This window comes from Kaistia granuli DSM 23481, assembly GCF_000380505.1.
GTDB classification, from domain to species: domain Bacteria; phylum Pseudomonadota; class Alphaproteobacteria; order Rhizobiales; family Kaistiaceae; genus Kaistia; species Kaistia granuli.
On sequence record NZ_AQYH01000006.1, the window covers coordinates 385989 to 404642 of the forward strand.

Annotated in this window: 15 protein-coding genes; 1 reads left to right on the forward strand and 14 read right to left on the reverse strand. The window is 66.3% G+C overall.

The window, feature by feature from the left end:
• Positions 1-189: 189 nt before the first annotated feature.
• Positions 190-1110, reverse strand: coding sequence for a LysR family transcriptional regulator (locus G342_RS0109430; protein WP_018182887.1), 921 nt, complete (start codon positions 1108-1110; stop codon positions 190-192).
• 61 nt (positions 1111-1171) lie between these two features.
• On the opposite strand from G342_RS0109430, the gene G342_RS0109435 reads away from it, so the two are divergent.
• Positions 1172-4039, forward strand: a complete 2868-nt coding sequence (locus G342_RS0109435) for an FAD-binding and (Fe-S)-binding domain-containing protein (RefSeq protein ID WP_018182888.1) — start codon at positions 1172-1174, stop codon at positions 4037-4039.
• An 8-nt stretch (positions 4040-4047) separates the two neighbouring features.
• On the opposite strand, the gene G342_RS0109440 is transcribed toward G342_RS0109435, so the two are convergent.
• The 13 genes from G342_RS0109440 to G342_RS0109505 form a co-directional block, all read right to left on the reverse strand.
• Positions 4048-5073 (reverse strand): aldose epimerase family protein, encoded by a 1026-nt coding sequence (locus G342_RS0109440; RefSeq protein ID WP_018182889.1) that lies wholly within the window; start codon positions 5071-5073, stop codon positions 4048-4050.
• A gap of 100 nt (positions 5074-5173) precedes the next feature.
• Positions 5174-5956 (reverse strand): SDR family NAD(P)-dependent oxidoreductase, encoded by a 783-nt coding sequence (locus tag G342_RS0109445; protein WP_018182890.1) that lies wholly within the window; start codon positions 5954-5956, stop codon positions 5174-5176.
• Positions 5957-6032: 76 nt separating this feature from the next.
• Positions 6033-6863, reverse strand: coding sequence for a carbohydrate ABC transporter permease (locus G342_RS0109450; protein ID WP_018182891.1), 831 nt, complete (start codon positions 6861-6863; stop codon positions 6033-6035).
• Positions 6863-7738: a carbohydrate ABC transporter permease gene (locus G342_RS0109455; RefSeq protein WP_026304288.1), complete on the reverse strand. Its 876-nt coding sequence runs from the start codon at positions 7736-7738 to the stop codon at positions 6863-6865. Before G342_RS0109455 ends, G342_RS0109450 begins: the two co-directional genes overlap by 1 nt.
• A gap of 70 nt (positions 7739-7808) precedes the next feature.
• Positions 7809-9047, reverse strand: a complete 1239-nt coding sequence (locus G342_RS0109460) for an ABC transporter substrate-binding protein (RefSeq protein WP_026304289.1) — start codon at positions 9045-9047, stop codon at positions 7809-7811.
• A 638-nt stretch (positions 9048-9685) separates the two neighbouring features.
• The gene (locus tag G342_RS0109465) at positions 9686-10822 is read right to left on the reverse strand and encodes an amidohydrolase/deacetylase family metallohydrolase (protein ID WP_018182894.1); all 1137 of its coding nucleotides are present in this window, start codon (positions 10820-10822) and stop codon (positions 9686-9688) included.
• Positions 10823-11138: 316 nt separating this feature from the next.
• Positions 11139-12563: a dihydropyrimidinase gene (hydA, locus tag G342_RS0109475; RefSeq protein WP_018182895.1), complete on the reverse strand. Its 1425-nt coding sequence runs from the start codon at positions 12561-12563 to the stop codon at positions 11139-11141.
• 21 nt (positions 12564-12584) lie between these two features.
• Positions 12585-13319 carry a maleate cis-trans isomerase family protein gene (locus tag G342_RS0109480; protein ID WP_018182896.1) on the reverse strand — a complete coding sequence of 245 codons (735 nt, stop codon included), beginning with the start codon at positions 13317-13319 and terminating at the stop codon, positions 12585-12587.
• 52 nt (positions 13320-13371) lie between these two features.
• Positions 13372-14130 carry an enoyl-CoA hydratase-related protein gene (locus tag G342_RS0109485; RefSeq protein ID WP_018182897.1) on the reverse strand — a complete coding sequence of 253 codons (759 nt, stop codon included), beginning with the start codon at positions 14128-14130 and terminating at the stop codon, positions 13372-13374.
• 44 nt (positions 14131-14174) lie between these two features.
• Positions 14175-14552 carry a DUF2237 family protein gene (locus G342_RS0109490; RefSeq protein WP_018182898.1) on the reverse strand — a complete coding sequence of 126 codons (378 nt, stop codon included), beginning with the start codon at positions 14550-14552 and terminating at the stop codon, positions 14175-14177.
• Positions 14545-16125 (reverse strand): amidase family protein, encoded by a 1581-nt coding sequence (locus G342_RS0109495; protein WP_018182899.1) that lies wholly within the window; start codon positions 16123-16125, stop codon positions 14545-14547. Before G342_RS0109495 ends, G342_RS0109490 begins: the two co-directional genes overlap by 8 nt.
• A complete protein-coding gene (locus G342_RS23715) occupies positions 16122-17396 on the reverse strand; it encodes a YlbE family protein (protein WP_018182900.1) in 1275 nt (424 codons plus the stop codon). The genes G342_RS0109495 and G342_RS23715 overlap by 4 nt, the downstream gene beginning before the upstream one ends.
• Before the next feature lie 173 nt (positions 17397-17569).
• Entirely contained in the window at positions 17570-18649 is a 1080-nt protein-coding gene (locus G342_RS0109505) for a BMP family ABC transporter substrate-binding protein (RefSeq protein ID WP_245557246.1), read from the reverse strand.
• Between the last annotated feature and the right edge of the window lie 5 nt (positions 18650-18654).

Genomic DNA, 18654 nt, shown 5'->3' on the forward strand with positions numbered 1-18654 from the left:
TCGTCCCCTGCCCACGCCCACCACCCGGCAATAGCGCGTAATGACCCGCGAACGAGCCCGGCGGTCGGGACACAATGCAGGGCGCGATCCGGTGACGGATGCCCTCCCCTTCGCCTTCGATCGGGGCGCCACGATACGGCGACGCGGTGGCCAGAGGATCCAGGTCACGGCACGCTAGGCGTCCGGCTGTCAGGAGGTCGCCAGCGACCCGAGCGGCCGCAGATGCGCGAGCAGGGACTCGGCCGCCGGCGACAGGCCGGTGCGGGCCCTCGTCACGATGCAAAGCGTTCGCTGCAGTGAGAGATCGCGAAGCGGAATGCAGCGAATGTCCGGGCTTTGGACAACGGAGGCCGCGAGCTCTGGCATCAGCCCGACGCCCATGCCCTGCGCGATCATCGTCAATTGCGCGATCGTGCCATGCGCCCGGAGCCGGCCGGCTAGGAAGCTCGGCGGAATGCCGGGCGCCGCCGCGATCTGCTTGCCCGTTCCGGTGCCCTGATCGAGGGCGATGACCTGATCGGCCGGAATATCCGCGAGCTGGATCGCCTGCCGACCGGCCAACGGATGGTCCCGGTGGCAGACGAACACGAAGGGATCGGCATGGAACGGCTCGTAAGCGAGCTGGTCGCCCTCGTGCCAGCGCTCGGCGATGCCGAAATCGACCTCCCGTTCGAGCACCAGCCCACCAACCCGCGCGGCGATGTCGTCATGGACGGTGACTTCGACGGCCGGATGGGCGGCGCGGAACGCCTTCAACGCCGGTGCCAGGTGAAAGAGGACGACGGACGGCGCCGCCGCGACCCTGACCGAGCCGCGCTCGACGCCACCGACGCGCCGGAGCTCGTGCAACGAGGCATCGAAATCCGAAACGACCCGCCGCGCCACCACCAGGAATTCCATTCCTGCCTCGGTCGGCATCACCGGGCGGGATTGGCGATCGAAGAGACGCAGTCCGCATTCCGTCTCCAGTTGCCGGATGGTCTCGGTCAGTGCCGAGGGAACCACGCCCAAGGCTTCGGCGGCGCGGGCAAACGTCTGCTCCGCCGCCAGCGCCAGGGCGGCGCGGAAATGGCGAATGCCGATATTCGTATTTTTCGAATGTATGTTCATTTCATTCCAATGTTACGAACGAACGCAGCATGCTTCAATGGGGCCCCTGCCGAGGTCTCCCATGCTCCCATCGAAATCCGCGACGCCGCTCGCCGGCCCCTCCCTTGCCGCTTTCGCCGAGGCGCTACACGTCGCGGGATTTGCCGGCGACATCGCTTCCGACCATGCCGCGCGGGCGGCGATGTCGACCGACAACAGCGTCTACGAGATCACGCCGGACCTCATCGTCGCGCCGAAGGATGCGGCGGATGTCGCGCTCCTCCTGCGCGTCACGGAGGCGGAGGCCTTTCGCGGCTTGACGCTGACGGCGCGCGGCGGCGGCACCGGCACCAACGGCCAGAGCCTCAATCGCGGCGTCATCGTCAATTTCCAGCGCTTCATGACGCGGATCCTCGAACTGAACGCGGCCGAGGGCTGGGTCGACGTCGAGCCGGGGATCGTGCTCGACGAGCTGAACGGCCTGATCGGTCATACCGGCCTGTTCTTCGCGCCGAACACATCGACGTCGAACCGCTGCACCATCGGCGGCATGGTGAGCACGGACGCCTCCGGCAAGGGCTCGCGCCTCTATGGCAAGACCAGCGACAACGTGCTCGGCCTCGATCTGATCCTAGCCGGCGGCCGGACGCTCTCGAGCCTTGCCCCCGAGCCGGACTGGGCCGCGCCGCTGCTCGCGGAGATCGCCTCCGCTTGCGACACGGGAAGGACGGCGCTGATCGAGAACACGCCACGGATCTCGCGACGCTTCACCGGCTACGACCTCGAGCGCGCCCGCCCCGCGCCGGACCGGCTCGAATGGTGGCGGCTGCTGCTCGGCGCCGAAGGCACGCTCGGCCTCGTGACGCGGATTCGCCTGAAGCTGACCCGCAAGCCCGCCCATAAGCGTCTCGTCGTCGTCGCCTTCGAGCGCTTCGCCGATGCACTGGCGGCAGGCGAGCCGATCCTCCGGCACGAGCCGCTGGCGATCGAGATCATGGACGACTGGGTGCAGCGCCTCGCCCGCGAGGCGGGCCTGATGGACAGCCTGCCGCTGGCGATCCGAGGCGAGGCGGAAGCGCGGATTTCCTATCTCTTCGTCGAGTTCGTCGGCGTGGACGAAGCCAGCCTGGATGCGTCTGTGCAGCGGTTGATCGAGGATGCCGCAGGCCTGCCGGGCGCCATTGGCACCTATTGCGCGGTCGACGAGGCCGACAGCGCGCGCCTATGGTCGACCCGCGCGGCCGCCGTCGGCCTGCTCGGCAAGCGCGATGGCGCCAAACGCCCGGTCGCCTTCGTCGAGGACTGCGTCGTGCCGGTCGAGAGCCTCGTCGCCTTCGTCGAAGGCTTCGACGCCATCATGAAGCGCCATGGCCTGCGCTACGGCATCTACGGTCATATCGACGTCGGCTGCCTGCATGTCCGCCCGGCGCTCGATCTCGACGACACCGCCGATCGGGCGACCTTCAAGGCCGTTTCCGACGCGGTCTATGCGCTCTGCAACACGCATGGCGGCATCTTCTGGGGCGAGCATGGCAAGGGCATTCGCGGCGCCTATCTGCCCGATTATGTCGGCCAGGTCGCCTATGCCGCGCTGCAAAGGGTGAAGGCCGCTTTCGATCCGGACGAACGTTTCAATCCCGGCAAGCTGGTCGCCGTTCGCCGCCAACCGATCGGCATCGTCGAGATGCCGTTCCGCCAGGGCAATGCTCCCGGCGATCCTGCCTTCGAGAAGGCGTATCACTGCAACGGCAATGCCTCCTGCCTGAACTACAGCAAAGCCGTACCGATCTGCCCGTCCTTCAAGGCGACGCGCGATCTCACCCAGTCGCCGAAGGGCCGCGCCGACGCTGTCCGGCAGTGGCGGCAGGCCGTCGCTGCCGGCGCGCCGGAGCAGGAGGCAATCGGGCGCGACACCTATGCGGCGCTCGCCAGCTGCCTCGGCTGCAATGCCTGCAGCAGCGCCTGCCCGGTGCATGTCAGCGTTCCCTCGCTGAAATCGCGGTTCCTCGACGCCTATCATGCGACGCATCGCCGGCCGCTGGGCGACTATGCGGCTATCGCCGTCGAGGTCATGGCGCCCGCCATCGAGGCGCTGCGGCCGCTGGCGCGCCGGCTGGCACCATTGGCCTATCGTCTCGCCATGCCGCTTCTGGGCTTCGTCGATCTGCCGGCGATCGCACGGCTGGGCCTGCGCGAACTCGGCCACCCGGTCGTCGGCTTCACGAAGGTGCAGAAGGCCATTGCCGGCGACAACACCGTGCTGGTGCTGCAGGACGCCTTTACCGCCTCCTTCGATACGGGCGCCATCGGCGCGGTCTGCGACGGGCTCGCCGGGCTCGGCTACCGGCCGGTCATCGTCACCCTGCCGGCCGGCTCGAAAGCGAGCCACGTCAAGGGAATGCGCCGCCGGTTCGAGAGACTGGCGCGCCGCCAGATCGCCGCCCTCGCCCAGCTGGAACAGACGGGACACCCGATGGTCGGCGTCGATCCCGCCTTCGTGCTGATGACGCGCCAGGAATTCCTCGAAGTGGAACGCCGCATGCCGAAGGTCCTGCTGGTGCAGGAATTCCTGCGCCAGCGCCTGGTGGCCGGCGATCCCTGGCCGAAAGTCGTGGCTGAGGGCACAGCATCGCGCAAGCTGATGGTCCATTGCACCGAGGCGTCGGCAGCGCCGCAGTCACTGCGGCACTGGCAGGAGATCTTCGCGGCGCTCGGCCTGCCGGTCCAGCCTCATCCGACCGGCTGCTGCGGCATGGCCGGCCTGTTCGGCCACGAGGCGCGCAACCAGACGGTCAGCCGGGCCCTGTTCGACGCCTCCTGGGCCCCGGTGATCTCGGGCGAAGCCGAGGTCCTCGCCACCGGCTTCTCCTGTCGCTGCCAGGTAAATCGCCTGTCGGAGACGACGGCCGCCCATCCGATGGCGGCCATCGCAGCCGGTCTGGCGCGCTAGGTTCGCCGTCAGAGGAAGCGGTACTCCGTCACCTGCCGGTAGATCTCGCCGGGCCGCAATACCGCCGAGGGAAAGGCCGGCTGGTTGGGATTGTCGGGATAGCGCATGGGCTCGAAGCACATGCCGGCATGCGCGACATGCGTGATGCCACCGGTTGGGGGCCAGCCCGGCTCGAGCCCGGCGCCGTCATAGACGATAAGGCAGGGCTCGGTGGTGTGCACCTCCATCGCGAGGCTGCCGTCCGGCGCCTCGAGGCGGGCGGCGCGCACCAGTCCCTTGCCGTCCTCGTGGCCGGCACGGTCGATGACGAAAGCGCAGTCATAAAAGAAGTCGGGGTCACCGAACGGATTGGCAACCGGGCGCGACGCGCGGAAATCATAGGGCGTGCCGGCGACATCGGCGATCTCACCGGTCGGCACGAGATCAGATCCGAACGGCGTATAGCCGACTGCGTCCACCTTCAGGCTGTGCTGGCGTAGCGACTCGCCCGGCAGCAGCGTGAAATAGGAATGATGGGCGAGGTTGACGATGGTCGCGGCGTCGGTCGTGGCGGTCATGGTGACGGAAAGCGTGCCCGGTCCCAACAGGCGATAGGTGCAACGCACGTCGAGCTCGCCCGGATAGCCATCATCGCCATCCGGCGATACCAGACCAAGCGTCACCGAGCTTTCATCCGACTCGACGATCCGCCACGGCTTGCGCGAGAAGCCGACAACGCCGCCATGCAGATGCACGCCGGCATCGTTCAACGACAGCTGATGCTCGACACCGTCAATCACCAGCCGGCCGCGATCGATGCGGCTGGCATGCCGGCCCGCCGTCACGCCCAGATAGCGGTTGTTCTCGAGATAGCCGTCGAGCGTCTCGAAACCTAGCACGACGCGGCGCGGTGCGGCACCCTCGACCGGCACGACGAGATCGCGCAGCGCGGCGCCGAAGGTCAGGATCGAGGCCGTCGCCCCGGCGGCGTTGGATAGCCGGATCTCCGAGATGGTCGTGCCGTCTGGCAGGCGGCCGAAGAAATGGATCGACACGGTGTCTCCCTAAAAGAAATGTCGCGCCCGATCGAGGCGCGGAGCAAAACGCGGCCCCCTTCCCTGAGGGAGGGGCGAACTCCTCTTCCAGCCGTTGAGCTTACCAGAGCGTATAGCCGCCATCGATGAGATAGGCGGCGCCCGTCACATATGCCGCCGCGGGGCTGGCGAGATAGACCGCGAGCGGGCCGATCTCCGGCGGATTACCGGGCCGGCCCATCGGGATATGCGCGACGATCGCCTCGATCACATCGGGTCGGCGCTCGTTCCAACTGCGGTTGGTATCGGTCATGAACAGGCCGGGGCAGATCGCATTGACGGTGACGCCATGCGGCGCCCAGTCGGCGGCGGCGCAGCGGGTGAAATGGATGACGGCCGCCTTGCCGGTCTCGTAATCGCGCCCGCCGATACCGCGATTGGCAATCAGGCCGCTCATCGAGGCGATGTTGATGATACGGCCGCCCTGCCCGCGCTCCAGCATGGCGGCGCCGAAGATCTTGGTGCCGAGGAAACAACTGGTCAGGTTCATGTCGAGCGATTCCTGCCAGGTCGCGAGCGTCTCCTCGACGATCGGCATGCTGGCGATGCGGTTGCCGACATTGTTGATCAGGATGTCGACCGGACCATGCTGCGCGAGGATCGCCTGGCAGGCTGCCTCGCAGAGATCGGCCTTGGACATGTCAGCCTTCACGGTCCAGGCTTGGCGGCCGAGCGCGCGGATGTCGGCCGCCGTGGCGTCGAGGGTCTCCTGCGTGCGGCCGGTGATGATGATGTCAGCGCCCGCTTCCGCCAGCGCCAGCGCCATCTCGCGGCCGAGGCCGCGGCTCGCGCCGGTTACCAGCGCCCGCTTGCCCTCAAGCCCGAACCAATCCTTCAGTCCCATTTCGGTCTCCGATGATCTTGGCGTGGTTGAAGCGGCGGGCTGGGCGCCCGCCGCGCATTGGAAGCCCTTCGGGCGATTATTTCACGGCGCCGACCGTCAGCCCGCTGACGAGCGAGCGTTGCAGGAGCGCGAAGATGACGGCGACGGGAACGCTGGCCACCAGCGTCGCCGCCATGACGTGATCCCATTCGACCTGATAGCGCCCGCCGACCAGCGAGAAGGTCTGCAGCGTCAGCGTGCTCTTCTCCGGCGATCGCAGCAGCGTCATCGCCAGGACGAATTCGTTCCAGCAATAGATGAAGATGAACACGGCGCTGATGCCGATCGCCGGTGCTGCCAGCGGCAGGAAGATCAGGCGGAGCCGTTGCACGGTCGAAGCGCCATCCAGCGTCGCCGCCTCCTCCAACTCCTTCGGAATGGTCTGGAAATAGGCCTGCAGCATCCAGACCGAGAAGGCGAGGTTGAACGCGACATAGGCGAGCACCAGCGCCGGCAACTGGTCGACAAAGCCCATCTTCGCCATCAGGCGGAAGATGCCCAGCACCAGCACGATCGGCGACAGCATCTGGGTGACGAGCAGGAACTGGCGGAATAGCTTGCGCCCGGTGAACTCCATGCGCGCCGCGGCATAGGCGGCCGGAATGGCGACGAGCAGGCAGAGCACCGTGGCGACGATGCTGACGACGAGGCTGTTGAGCACGGCCGGCCCGAGGCGTGTCGCCTCCCACATGTCGGCGAAGTTCTGCAGCCGGATTTCCGACGGCAGCCAACTCGGCGGATACATCAGCACCTCGACCCGTGGCTTCACCGCCGTCGACACCATGACGGCGAACGGGAACAGGATGACGATCACCAGCGGCGAGAGCAGCAGCCACATGAGCAGGGATTTGCGGACGGGCTTTTCCATCAGGCTTGGCTCCGCTCATTGCGCATCGCAAGCGCTGCGTAGGTGATCGTCAGGGCCAGCAGGATCACGAACATCACGATCGACAGCGCCGAGGCGATGCCCAGTTCGCCATAGCGGAAGGCGAGCTTGTAGAGCCAGGTGACCAGGATGTCGGTGCTGTTGGCGGGGTCGCCCTGCGTCATCACCCAGATCAGCGGGAAAGAGTTGAAGACGTAGATGAAGTTCAGCACCAGCACGATGTTGAGGAAGGGCCGGATAAGCGGCAGCGTCAAGTAGCGGAAGCGCTGCCAACCAGTGGCGCCGTCGATCGTGGCCGCCTCGAAGATGTCGGCCTGCAGTGACGACAGTCCGCCGAGGATCACCGTCACCGTGAACGGGATCGACACCAGAATGCCGATCGCGATCAGGATCGGAAAGGCGGTCGTCGAGGTCGCCAGCCATTCCACCGGCGTATCCTGCAGACCGAAACTGCTGAGCGTCGCATTGACCATGCCGAACTGGCCGTTCAGCGACCAGCGCCAGACGATGCCGGTCATGGTCAGCGAAACCGCCCAGGGCAGCATGATGATGATGCGCGCCAGTGTGCGACCGTAGAAGCGCTCGTTCAGGATCAGCGCGATCGGAACCGACAACAGCACGGTGCCGCCGACGACGAAGACTGTCCAGACCAGCGTGCGGATCAGGCAGCCGATGAAGAGCTGATGCGAGAACAGCCGCTGGTAATTGGCGAAATCGTTGAAGGCCGCCGTCTTGCCGAAGCGGTTCACCGCATGCACCGACATGTTGGCCATGTCGTAGATCGGATAGCCGATGATCCAGAAGGCGAACAGGATGGAGGGGAGGATGAGAAGATAGGGCGCGCTGGCGCGCCCTATCTTGCCGATGGAGGGCGTCTTGGCACGGTTTACCGTGCGTCCGACGCCCGCCTCCGGTGCCGGATCGGCCTTACTGCTGGATGAGGCCATCGATCGTCGTCGCGGCTTCCGTCAGGGCGGCTTCAGGCTGCGCCTGACCGATATAGACCTTCTGCACAGCGGCGATCACCGCATCGACCATCTGCTCCCAGTTCGCCACGGGCGGGGCGAAGCGGGCGTAGGGCAGCATGTCGGTGAAGGCCTTGAGCTGCGGGTCGTCGGCGAAGACGGGCGCTGCGGCCTCTTCCTTCATGACCGGCAGGAAGCCTTCCTTGGTCGAGAACTCGATGCGCCATTTCGGGCTGAACGCCGTCTCGGTCAGGAACTTCATCGCGAGCTCCTTGTTGGGGCTCGAATTGAAGACCATCAGCGTATCGGTCACGCCATAGGTCGCCTTGGCCGTGCCTTCCGGGATCGCCGACAACCCATAGTTCAGCGTCGGGGCATCGGCCTTGATCTGGCCGCGCAGCCACGGGCCGGACAGGATCATGCCGATGCGGCCCTGCTTGAACAGGCGCTCGATGTCCTGGCGGTTCAGGCCGGTCGGATCGGGTTCGGTCAGGCCTTCGTCGATCATCGACTTGTAGAGCGTCAACGCCTTGATCGCCTCGGGGCTGGCGACGCCGGACTTGCCGTCCTTGAGGATCTCGCCGCCATGGGTCCAGAGCGAATAGTACCAATAGGCGTCGGTCTCGATTTCCTTGCCTTGCAGGGCGAAGCCATAGGCGTCGGTGCCCAGCGCCTTGATCTTCTTGGCGGTGTCGACGACGCCGTCCCAATTGGTCGGCGGCTCGTTGACGCCGGCCTTGGCGAGAAGATCCTTGTTGTAATACATGGCGCGGGCCGAAGCGGCGACCGGGAGGCCGTACATCTTGCCGTCAAAGGTCGAGGGCGAGAGGAAGGACTCGATGAAGCCGGCCTTGAACTCGGGCGTCATATAGGCGTCGAGCGGCTCGGCAATGTCGTTCTTGACGTAGTCGACCAGCCAGCGCGTGCCGATCATGGCGATATCGGGAGCGGTGCCCCCGGCGATATCGGTGGTCAGGCGCTGCTGCAAATTATCCCACTGGATGACTTCGATCTTCACCTCGTCGCCGGGGTGCTTCTCCATGAAATCCTTGGCCATGCCCTCGAACAGGCCCTGCGTCGCGGCGCTGTAATAGCCGAGCACGACGCGGATCGTTTCCGCCTGCGCTGCCGACGACACACTGAGAATCGCGGCCGCACCAGCGAGTAGACTTACAACCCTGCGTTTTCTATTTTGGTACATTGAGCTGATCCTGTCGTATTCATTGCGTGAATGTCTAACGAACGAGATAGATGCCGATGTATCCTAAAGTTCTTCGCGTCGGGACCGCCAATTCTTGATTGAGTTCCCCTGGCGGATACGAACGAAGCAACTTGCGTTGGCGCGCCGACGACACCGGCCTCGGGGCTCGTCGATCGGCGGCGGCTGGCCCTCGAGATCCGCCCGGCCCGGGCTAACGAAGTCCTCCCATCCCCTCCGCCCACGCGAACCGGCGCTCCTGCGCCATCCTCGCGAAGGCTCCGTTCCGGCACCGAAGCCATCCGGGACAGCCCGACGGGCAACGTCCCGAGACGGGATCATGTGTCGGCGGGGCGGCGTCTGCCAAGCTCTTTTTCGAACGTTTGGAATTATACAGCATGTGCCTGTGAATCGAACGCGGGCACTGCACAGTACTTGTTCGCAGACGCACAAATATCGGCACAGCATGGCGCCGATATAGTCATTTCAGGATGCTCGGCAGGATGCCGATTCCGTTGGGAAATCAGCAAGGTGAGCCGATCCCGCGCCACTTTCAGGCAGCCGTTGTTGATGGCCTCCGAAAAGGCGATCCCTGCCGGCATGCCGACCGTCCGGCCAGTCGGACGGGGATCAGAAGCGTGTCAGCGCGGATGCCACCACGCACCGGCGACGACGACGCCATCTGCGAAGATGCGTTCGTCGGCCATCACGATGTTCCCGCGTGAATCCTCGAGCGGGAAGCTGCCTTGCCGGATCGACAGGATGCTGGCGTCGCCGGGACTGCCCGGCTTCAGCGTGCCGAGCTCGGGCCGGCCCAGCGCCGCGGCGGCGTTGACCGTCGAGGCGGCGATCACGTCGCGGAGCGACATACCGAGCTCCAGGAATTTCGACATCGTCGTGACCTGGTCGAAAGCCGGACCGTTGATGCAGAGCGCGTGCACGTCGGACGAGATGGTGTCGGGCGCGAAACCCTGCTCCAGCATCGCCCGCCCCGTTTTCCAGGCGAACGAACCCATGCCGTGGCCGATGTCGAAGATGACGCCGCGCTGGCGCGCCGCCAGCACTTCCGGTTTGATCCGGCCCCGGCCGTCGATCGGCGCGTTGGGGAAGGGACGGAAGCAATGCGTCAGTACGTCGCCGGGACGCAGCCGGTCGACGACCGCCTCGTAGGACGGCGGCGGCTCGTCGATATGCACCATCATCGGCATGCCGAGTTCGTCGGAGACCTGCAGCGCGATATCGAGCGGCGCGATGCCGCTGTCGCCGCTGGCATGGCGGCCGATGCGGACCTTGATGCCGACGACAACGTCGCGATTGGCGTCCGCCACCTCGAAGGCGTCCTGCGCCGCCATCAGGCGCATGTCATGGCTCTCGCCGACCATGATGCGGTTGGAGAAGGCATAGATGCCGGCAAACGAGACATGCAGATAGGCGAGGATGCGCACCGCGCTCGGCTCGATCACATGCTTGCGGAAGCCCGGGAAATTGCCCGGGCCGGCGCTGCCGGTATCGACCGAGGTCGTCACCGCGCTCTGGCGCGCATAGTCCTCGGCATCGACGCCGAGCGAGGTGCCACCCCAATAGACATGGGTATGCAGGTCGATCAGACCCGGCGTGACGATCTTGCCGGCGACGTCGCGGACATTCGCGGCATTGGCGGCAAGCCCCTCGCCGATCACGGCGACCTTGCCGTCGGCGAAGGCGACCTCGGTGACGCGGTCGATGCCCTGCGACGGATCGATGACGCGGCCATTGGCGAGAACCAGATCAAACGGCATGGCGGGCAACTTCTTCGCTCTGGATGGACATTGAGAAGCGCGACGACAGCTTCGCGCGCGACGCCGCCAACGGATGTTCGGCCGCCATGATCAACTCATTCTCCTGATCGTTTTCCCCGACGTTGCCAAACGATCGCACAGCCCGATGCATCGCGGAAGAGCGGCGAGAACGGAAGACGGCGGTCGGTTGCTCCAGCGCGGGCCGCGACCCCGTCGAACCGGGCCCTGCCCGAGGGAGGGGCGAGCGCCAAACACGATGCTCTCCCCTGCCCTCGTTCCGGTGTCTCCCCCCGACACACCGGAACAGCGCGCCTTTTCAGGGGCGCGCGGGCCTTGCCGGCTGCGGACGTTCGCAACGAAGGAACTGCCCCGCGCCAGCGGATCCCGAAAAGATGCCGTCGTCCCAGACGACATCACCGCGCAGAATGGTTGTGATCGGCCTCCCGCGCAACTCCATTCCTTCGTAAGGCGTATAATCTACATTGTGATGAAGCGCACTATTGGAGATGGTCCAGGAGATGTTCGGGTCCCAGATGGCAATATCGGCGTCGACACCGACGGCGATGGTGCCCTTGCGCGGATACAATCCGTAGATCTTGGCTGGATTGGTCGAGGTCAGCGCCACGAAGCGGTTGATGTCGATCCGGCCGCCGAGCACGCCTTCCGAGAACAGCAGCGGCAACCGCGTCTCCAGGCCTGGAATGCCGTTCGGGATGCATTGGAACGACGCACATTCGCCAAACGCCTTCTTGCCGAGCGGATCGTCATAGCGGAACGGCGCGTGGTCGGAGGAGAACACCTCGAACACGCCGGTCGCGAGCCCGTTCCAGATCGCCTCGTGATTGGCCTCGTCGCGCGGCGGCGGGCTGCAGACGAACTTGGCGCCCTCGAAACCGTCGAGATGCAGATGCTTCTCGGTCAGGAACAGATATTGCGGACAGGTCTCGGCGAAGACCTTGTGACCCCGCGCCTGCGCCCAGCGGATCTGCTCCATCGCCTCGATGCCGGAGACGTGCACGATCAGGATCGGCACGTCGACCAGCTCCGCCAGCGATAGCGCCCGATGCGTCGCCTCGCGCTCGACGAGCGACGGTCGCGCATCGGCATGGAAACGCGGCGCCGTATGCCCGGCCGCTTCCAGCGCCTCGGTCAGCCAGGCGATGCAATCGGCATTCTCGGCATGGATCATCGTCATGGCGCCCTCGCGCCGCGCCGCCGCCAGGCACTCCAGGATTTGACGGTCGTCCAGCTTGAGGTCGTCATAGGTCATGTAGATCTTGAACGAGGTGTAGCCCTCCTCGACCAGGGAGGGCAGCTCCTCGACCATCACCGTCTTCGCGGGATCCGTGACGATCATATGGAAGGCGTAGTCGACGCAGGCCCGTCCCTTGGCGCGCTTGTGATAGTCGTCGACAGCGGCCCGCAGGCTCTCCCCCTTCACCTGCGCGGCAAAGGGGATCACCGTCGTCGTGCCGCCGCAAGCGGCCGAACGGGTGCCGGTCTCGAAGTCGTCGGCCATCCTCAGGCCCGGCCCCATCGGCTGGTCGAGATGGCAATGGGCATCGACGCCGCCGGGCAGCACAAATTGCCCGGTCGCGTCGATTTCCCTGTGGCCATGCGAAAGAGCCTCACCCAGCGCCACGATCCGCCCGTCCCGGATCGCGACGTCGCAGACCACCGTGTCGGCGGCCGTCACCACCGTGCCGTTGCGGATGACGAGGTCGAAGGGAATATCGTTCATGACTGCGCCCTCTCCCGCGCCTCAGCGCAGGTCCCCGAAAAGACGGCCCCAAGCCTGGATGCGCGCCGTGTCGATGCCGGTTATCTGCAGGGCCTTCCAGACCGTCGCGCTGACGGAATCGTAGATCGGGATGCCAGTCTCGCGTTCGAGCTGCTCGACCAGCGGCGCGCCGCGGAAATTGGTGCAGAGCACGATGATCGCTTCCGGCTTGTCGGCGGCGACCTCGCGGATCAGGCGGGTGATCGTCGCCTCGTCGAATTCGGCGAAGGAGAAATTGTCCTTCTCGCCCATGTGGCGCTCGGTCGTGACCGTGTGGCCGGCGGCGTCATAGTTCGCGATGATCTGCTGCTGCACCTCGCTGATATACGGTGTCACCAGCCCCAGGCTGCGCACCTCGGTGCGATCGAGGATCTCGTTCAGGGCGAGAACGCTGGTCGTCGCCGGCGCGCCCGTCGCCTCGGTGATCTCGGCGCAGAGCCGCTGGTCGATCTCGAAGCCGCGCCATCCAGCCGCCGTGCCGGCCCAGGCGATCACGTCCATATGCGCGTCGTTGAGGATGCAGGCCGCCTCGACGAGCGACGAGTTGGTGAACTGCGCCATCGCCTTCTCGCCGAGCGTGATCTCCTTGACGGTGAAGCGCTGGAAATGCGCCGTCACCTCCGGCAGCAGATCGTGCAGGATCGCGCCCATATAGGGCTCGAGGACGGTATTGGACGACGGCGTCAGCATGCCGATCAGCGTGCGGTCGAGTGCCATGAGGCGGCTCCTGCCTTAGGGGATCAAACGGGAAATCAGGGTTCCGGCCCGGCTATTCGCCGCGATAGTTCGCCGGCTTTCCTTCCAGGAAGGAGCCGATGCCCTCGTGCAGGTCGCGCGTGCCGAACATCAGCTGCCAGCGGCTCCGCTCCATGGCGATGCCGGCCTCCGACGTCGTGTCGAGGCCGAGACGGACGACCTCCTTGATCTGCTGCACGGTGATCGGCGGCTTCGTCGCGATCAACGCCGCGAGCTCGATCGCGCGCAAGGTCGCGTCGCCCTCGACGATCTCGCTGACCAGCCCCATGCGGCGCGCCTCGGCGGCCGGGATCGGCGTCGCTGTCAGGAGCGCATACATCGCGTTCTGGCGGCCGATGGCGCGCGGCAGGCGCTGCGTCGCGCCGCCGCCCGGCACGAAACCGAGATTGACCTCCGGCTGGCAGAAGCGGGCATTGGCCGAGGCGATGACGAAGTCGCACTGCAGCACCAGTTCACATCCGCCGCCAAAGGCGTCGCCATTGACGGCCGCGATCACCGGCTTCGGCGACTTCCAGAGCGCGTGGGTCGTGAAGGTCTGGATCGCGCCGGGGACGGTACGGCCAAGCTGCTCCTTCAGGTCAGCGCCAACTGCGAAGACCGTGTCGTTGCCGGCGAGCACGATGGCGCGAACGCTCGGATCGGTGTTCAGCTCGTCGACATATTGCTCGATCAGCAGGCGGACCTCGGTGGTCAGCGCGTTACGGACTTCGGGCCGGTTGAGCCGGATGACGGCGACGCCCGCGACGGGCTTTTCCAGGAGAACGACCGACATGACGGTTCCTTCCAATAGGTTTTGACGAGGGGCGAACGGCGGCGTCAGACCGCCGGCCGGTCGACCGCGTGTTCGAGAAGGGCGGAAAGCGGGACGATCTCCAGCGTCGCCTCGTTGGTCGCCGACAGCACGACGGGACAGGCGACGCCGGCCTCGTAGGCCTCGAACCACTTGGCCGCGATCACGCACCAACGGTCGCCGGGGACGAGGCCGGGAAAGCGCAGATCCGGACGGATCGTCGTCAGATCGTTGCCGACGCTCGCCTGAAACTCGATGAAGGCCGAGGTCATGATCGCGCAGACGGTGTGGCGAAGCGGGTTCTCGGGGCCGGTGGTGCAGCAGCCATCGCGCAGATAGCCGGTCAGGGGATCCGTCGAGCAGAGGTCGAGCGGACCGCCGAGGACGTTGCGCTGTTCAGTCATGCGAAATCTCCATGAGCCGGCCTCGCGACCGGGCGAGCCCGGACGGCGGCGTCGGGCAGGCGAAAAGATGGGTCTGGATCTGATGCGCCACGTTGAGCAGCAACGCGTCCTGCATCGGCCGAGCGACAAGCAACATGCCGACCGGCAGGCCGTCGATCAGGCCGCAGGGAAGGCTGAGCGCCGGATGGCCGGTCAAGTTGGTCGCGCAATTGTTGTCGTGCATCTGGAAGGCGAGCCGCTGGTGCTCGGCCGGCGGCAGCGGTCCGGTCGGCAGAAGATGCGGCAGCATCGGGCAGGTCGGCATGACGAGGACGTCATGTTCCGCCAGCGCCGCGTCGTACTGGGCGCGCAGGACCCGCCGCAGCCGCTGCGCCAGCGCCAGCACCCGGCCCTTGCTCTCGCCCCGCAGGATGGTGCCGGCGATCAGGGCCGCCTTCGCATTGAGCGGCAGGCGCGCGGCGCCCGTCTCGAGCGCCTCTCCGAAGGCGCGGGCGAGTTCGCCGTCATAAACGCCGAGATGATTGGCGCCTTGGGTGCCCTGCTCGAACACCGTCGCGAGGCCGCCCTCGCAGGAGATCGGCGCGTGGATATCCGTCGCCTGCTTGTGCAGCGGCACCGAGGCCGCGTTGACCTTCGCCCCGAGACCAGTAAGCGACAGAGCGGCCGATCGGACCATTGCGTCCAGGCGCGGATCGGATCCCGCCCAGCCGAAGCCGTCATCGACGATGGCGATCCGAAGGCCGCCCAAACTCTCCTTCAGCGTGTCGGCGGCGGACCCTTCCATCGCCGGCACGCCGGCCTGGCGCGGATCGCTGTCGCTGTAGCCCGCCACCGCGTCGAGTAGCCGGGCGACGTCGCCGGCCGTCCGCGCCATCAGGCCGAGATGATCCATGGTGAACTCGGTCGCCACCGCGCCGGTATAGGGCACCAGACCGAAAGTCGGCTTCAACGCGGTGATGCCCGACCAGGCGGCCGGATTGCGGACCGAGCCACCGAGATCGGTGCCGAGCGCCAGATCCGCCTCGCCCGTCGCGAGCAGCACGCCGCAGCCGGACGAAGACCCGCCTGCCGAACGTGCCCTATCATAGGGATTGAGCACCGCCCCGGTGACGGAGGTGAAGCTCGAACCGGAATAGCAGAGGTCCTCGCAGACGGCGGTGCCGACCAGCTTCGCGCCCGCGTCGAGCGCCCGCTCAACGGCGAGCGCGCTCTTCGACGGCACGAAATCGCGCAGGAAATCGCCGCCGAGCGTCATCGGCACGCCGGCGACGGCGATCGAATCCTTGACGACAAGGCGCGCCCCGGCGAGTGGCCCGGCCAAGGTCCGCCGGTCCTCGCTGCGAAACATCCAGGCATGATGCTCGTCGGCGCCGCCGATGCGCTCGACGGTCCAGTCGACGGCCGGGGCCGGCTCGGCCCCGAACACCATCTCGGCCAGAGCCTCGATGCGGCCATAGGTTCGGCGTGTGTTGCCGACCGCCATCTCGATGCCGGCCACGTCATCGGCGCCCAGATGGAAGCGCTCGGCGACTCTCGCAATCTCGTAGGCGTCGTTGCGCTTGGCGACGGTCATCGGGCCGCCGCCGTCGCTTCGAGCACGCGGCTCGCCTCGATGAACGGCTCGACCGGGATGCGGGTAACACCTGCGCCGATGCGGCCATGGCCCGGCAGGCGGTGCGACAGGCCGTTGTTGATCATCGGAGCGATGCCGGTCTCGCGGACCCGGTGCACGTTGATGCCGATCGGGCTGCCGCGGTGTTCCTCCGCCGGGATCAGGAAGCGCGAGCTGGTGCCCGAGCAGATCTGGCGCATCTCGGCGACCATGCGCGTGCCTTGTTCGACGGTGCCGCCGATGAAGGACATGATGGCGGGGGCAGCCGACATGGCGAAGGCGCCGAAACCGGCCGTCTCGGAGATCATCGAGTCGCCCATGGTCGGGTTGACGTCTTCCATCTTGCCGCCCGGGATCAACTTGGGCTCGCCGATCGGCGACGGGCACAGGAACCAGCGATCCCCGAGACCGCTGACCCGGATGCCGAATTCGCGGCCATTGCCGGACATGGTGGTGACAACAGGGCTGTCGGCGATGTCGGCGGCGGCGAGCGTCAGCGCCTTGGCGGCGGAGATGGCGAAGGGCAGCGCGAAATGGCCGTTGCCGGCCATGATGGCGACGGTCTTCGCCACGGCAGCGCGATTCCTGCCGCTGGCGATCAGGGCGGGCGCCAGTCGGACGATCAGGCTGGCCGTGGTGGCGACCAGACGATTGTGGCAATCGTCGCCGCGCCGAAGCCCCTCCGCGACCATGTCGGCAAGTTCAATCGGATCGGTCGCCTGGATGGCGTCGTCGAGAACGCCGGCCATGTCGGTCGCCATCCAGCGAAGTCGCGCCAGCGTCTCGTCATCATAGGAGCCGTAGCGGACGGCGCCGCCGGTACCCTCGTTCAGCGGTGAGAACGTCGTATGGCGGGTCGATTTCGCGACTACAACCGGCATGCTCGGCGTGATGACGCCGGCCATGGCGCCGAGCGCGCCGGCGTCATGGCAGGGGAGCAGTTCCAGTTCGCCGGCGTCGAGGATCGCCTCGGCCTCGGCAACGTCTTTTGCCTCGCCCTCGAAGATCAGACCGCCGATCAGCGCCCCGCGCATGGGTCCCGGCACATCCTCCAGGCGGATCGGCGGTCCGGCATGCAGGAAGCGGCGCGGGCCGACCTCTTTCGTCACGTCACCCGCCGCACGAACCCCGACGAGGTACACCTGCGTCGTATCAAGGGCTGCCACGGACTTCTCCGCAGCGGCGGAAGCGGCGTGGCTGGCGGAAAGAGTGAGTTCGGTCGTGTCGGACATCGTTTCAGTTCCTGCTGCTCGGAGGGGCCCGGCACGGTCGTCCCGCGCATTCGGCCGGTCTTGTCGGCCTTCCGAAGGCTCCAGGGCCTTCGGAAGGTCCATCACGGCGCACCTGTCCCGTCCGGACCTGCGCCGCAGGCCCGTCCTTCCAGATCGGCGGATGGTTGGTGCGGCTATTTCGGGATCGTCGTATCGATGCCCTTGACCAGGAAGTTCATGCCCTTGATGGCGCCGTCGTCGAGCGACGTGCCGGCCGGAACGGCTTCCTTGTCCTGGTTCGAGGTAATCGGACCGGTGAAGGGCTTGAAAGTGCCGGCGCGCATCTCATCCTGGCGTGCCAGGATCTGCGCCCGCTGCTCGTCCGAGAGATCCTTGTTGAGGCCGGCGACGGCGATCGCATTGTCGGCGATGCCGGCGAAGACGTCGTCGCCCTTGAAGTTGCCGGCCATCGCCTCCTCGACCTTCTTGATCATCACCGGGCCGAAATTGAGCTGGCCGGCGCAGAGATGCTTGGTCGGGGCGAACTTCGAATTGTCGCTATGGGTGACGGTGCCGTAGATGCCGAGCTGCTCGGCGGCGGCCATCGGCCCCGGGGTCCCGGGGAAGAGCGAGAAGACGACGTCGGTCCCCTGCGAGGCGAGAGATTCCGTCGACGCCTTCTCCATCGCTGGATCGAACCAGGAATTCAGCCAGATCACCTTAACCGGCTTCAGGTTGGCGTTGGCGCTCTGCGCGCCGAGCACATAGGCGTTCATGACGTTGAGCACTTCGGGAAGCGGGAACGCTGCGATGACGCCGAGCGTCTCGGACTTGGTCACCATGCCGGCGGCCATGCCGCAGAGGTAGGCCGCCTCGTAGTGGCGCGGCGTCAGCGTCGAGAAGTTCGGCGCGTTCATATAGCCGCCGATATGGACGACCGAGAGCTTCGGATAGCGCTTGGCCAGCTTCATGCCGTCCTGCTGGTAGCCGAATGAACCGAGCACCAGCATGTCGACGCCGTCGGCAGCCATCTTGTTCATGACGCGCGTCGCGTCCGGCCCCTCGCCGAGGCTGTTGACGAACTGGACCTCGACCTGGTCGCCGAATTTCTCCGCGATGGCGCGACCGCCGCGATCGAGTTCATAGGACCAGCCCAGTTCTCCGACCGGGTTTGGCAGCAAATAGCCGATCTTGAACGGATCGGCCTCGGCCGAAACGGTGAGCGCGATGCCCAGCGCGGCGGTAGCCAGCGCTGTCCTCATCCAGTGACGCATGTTGA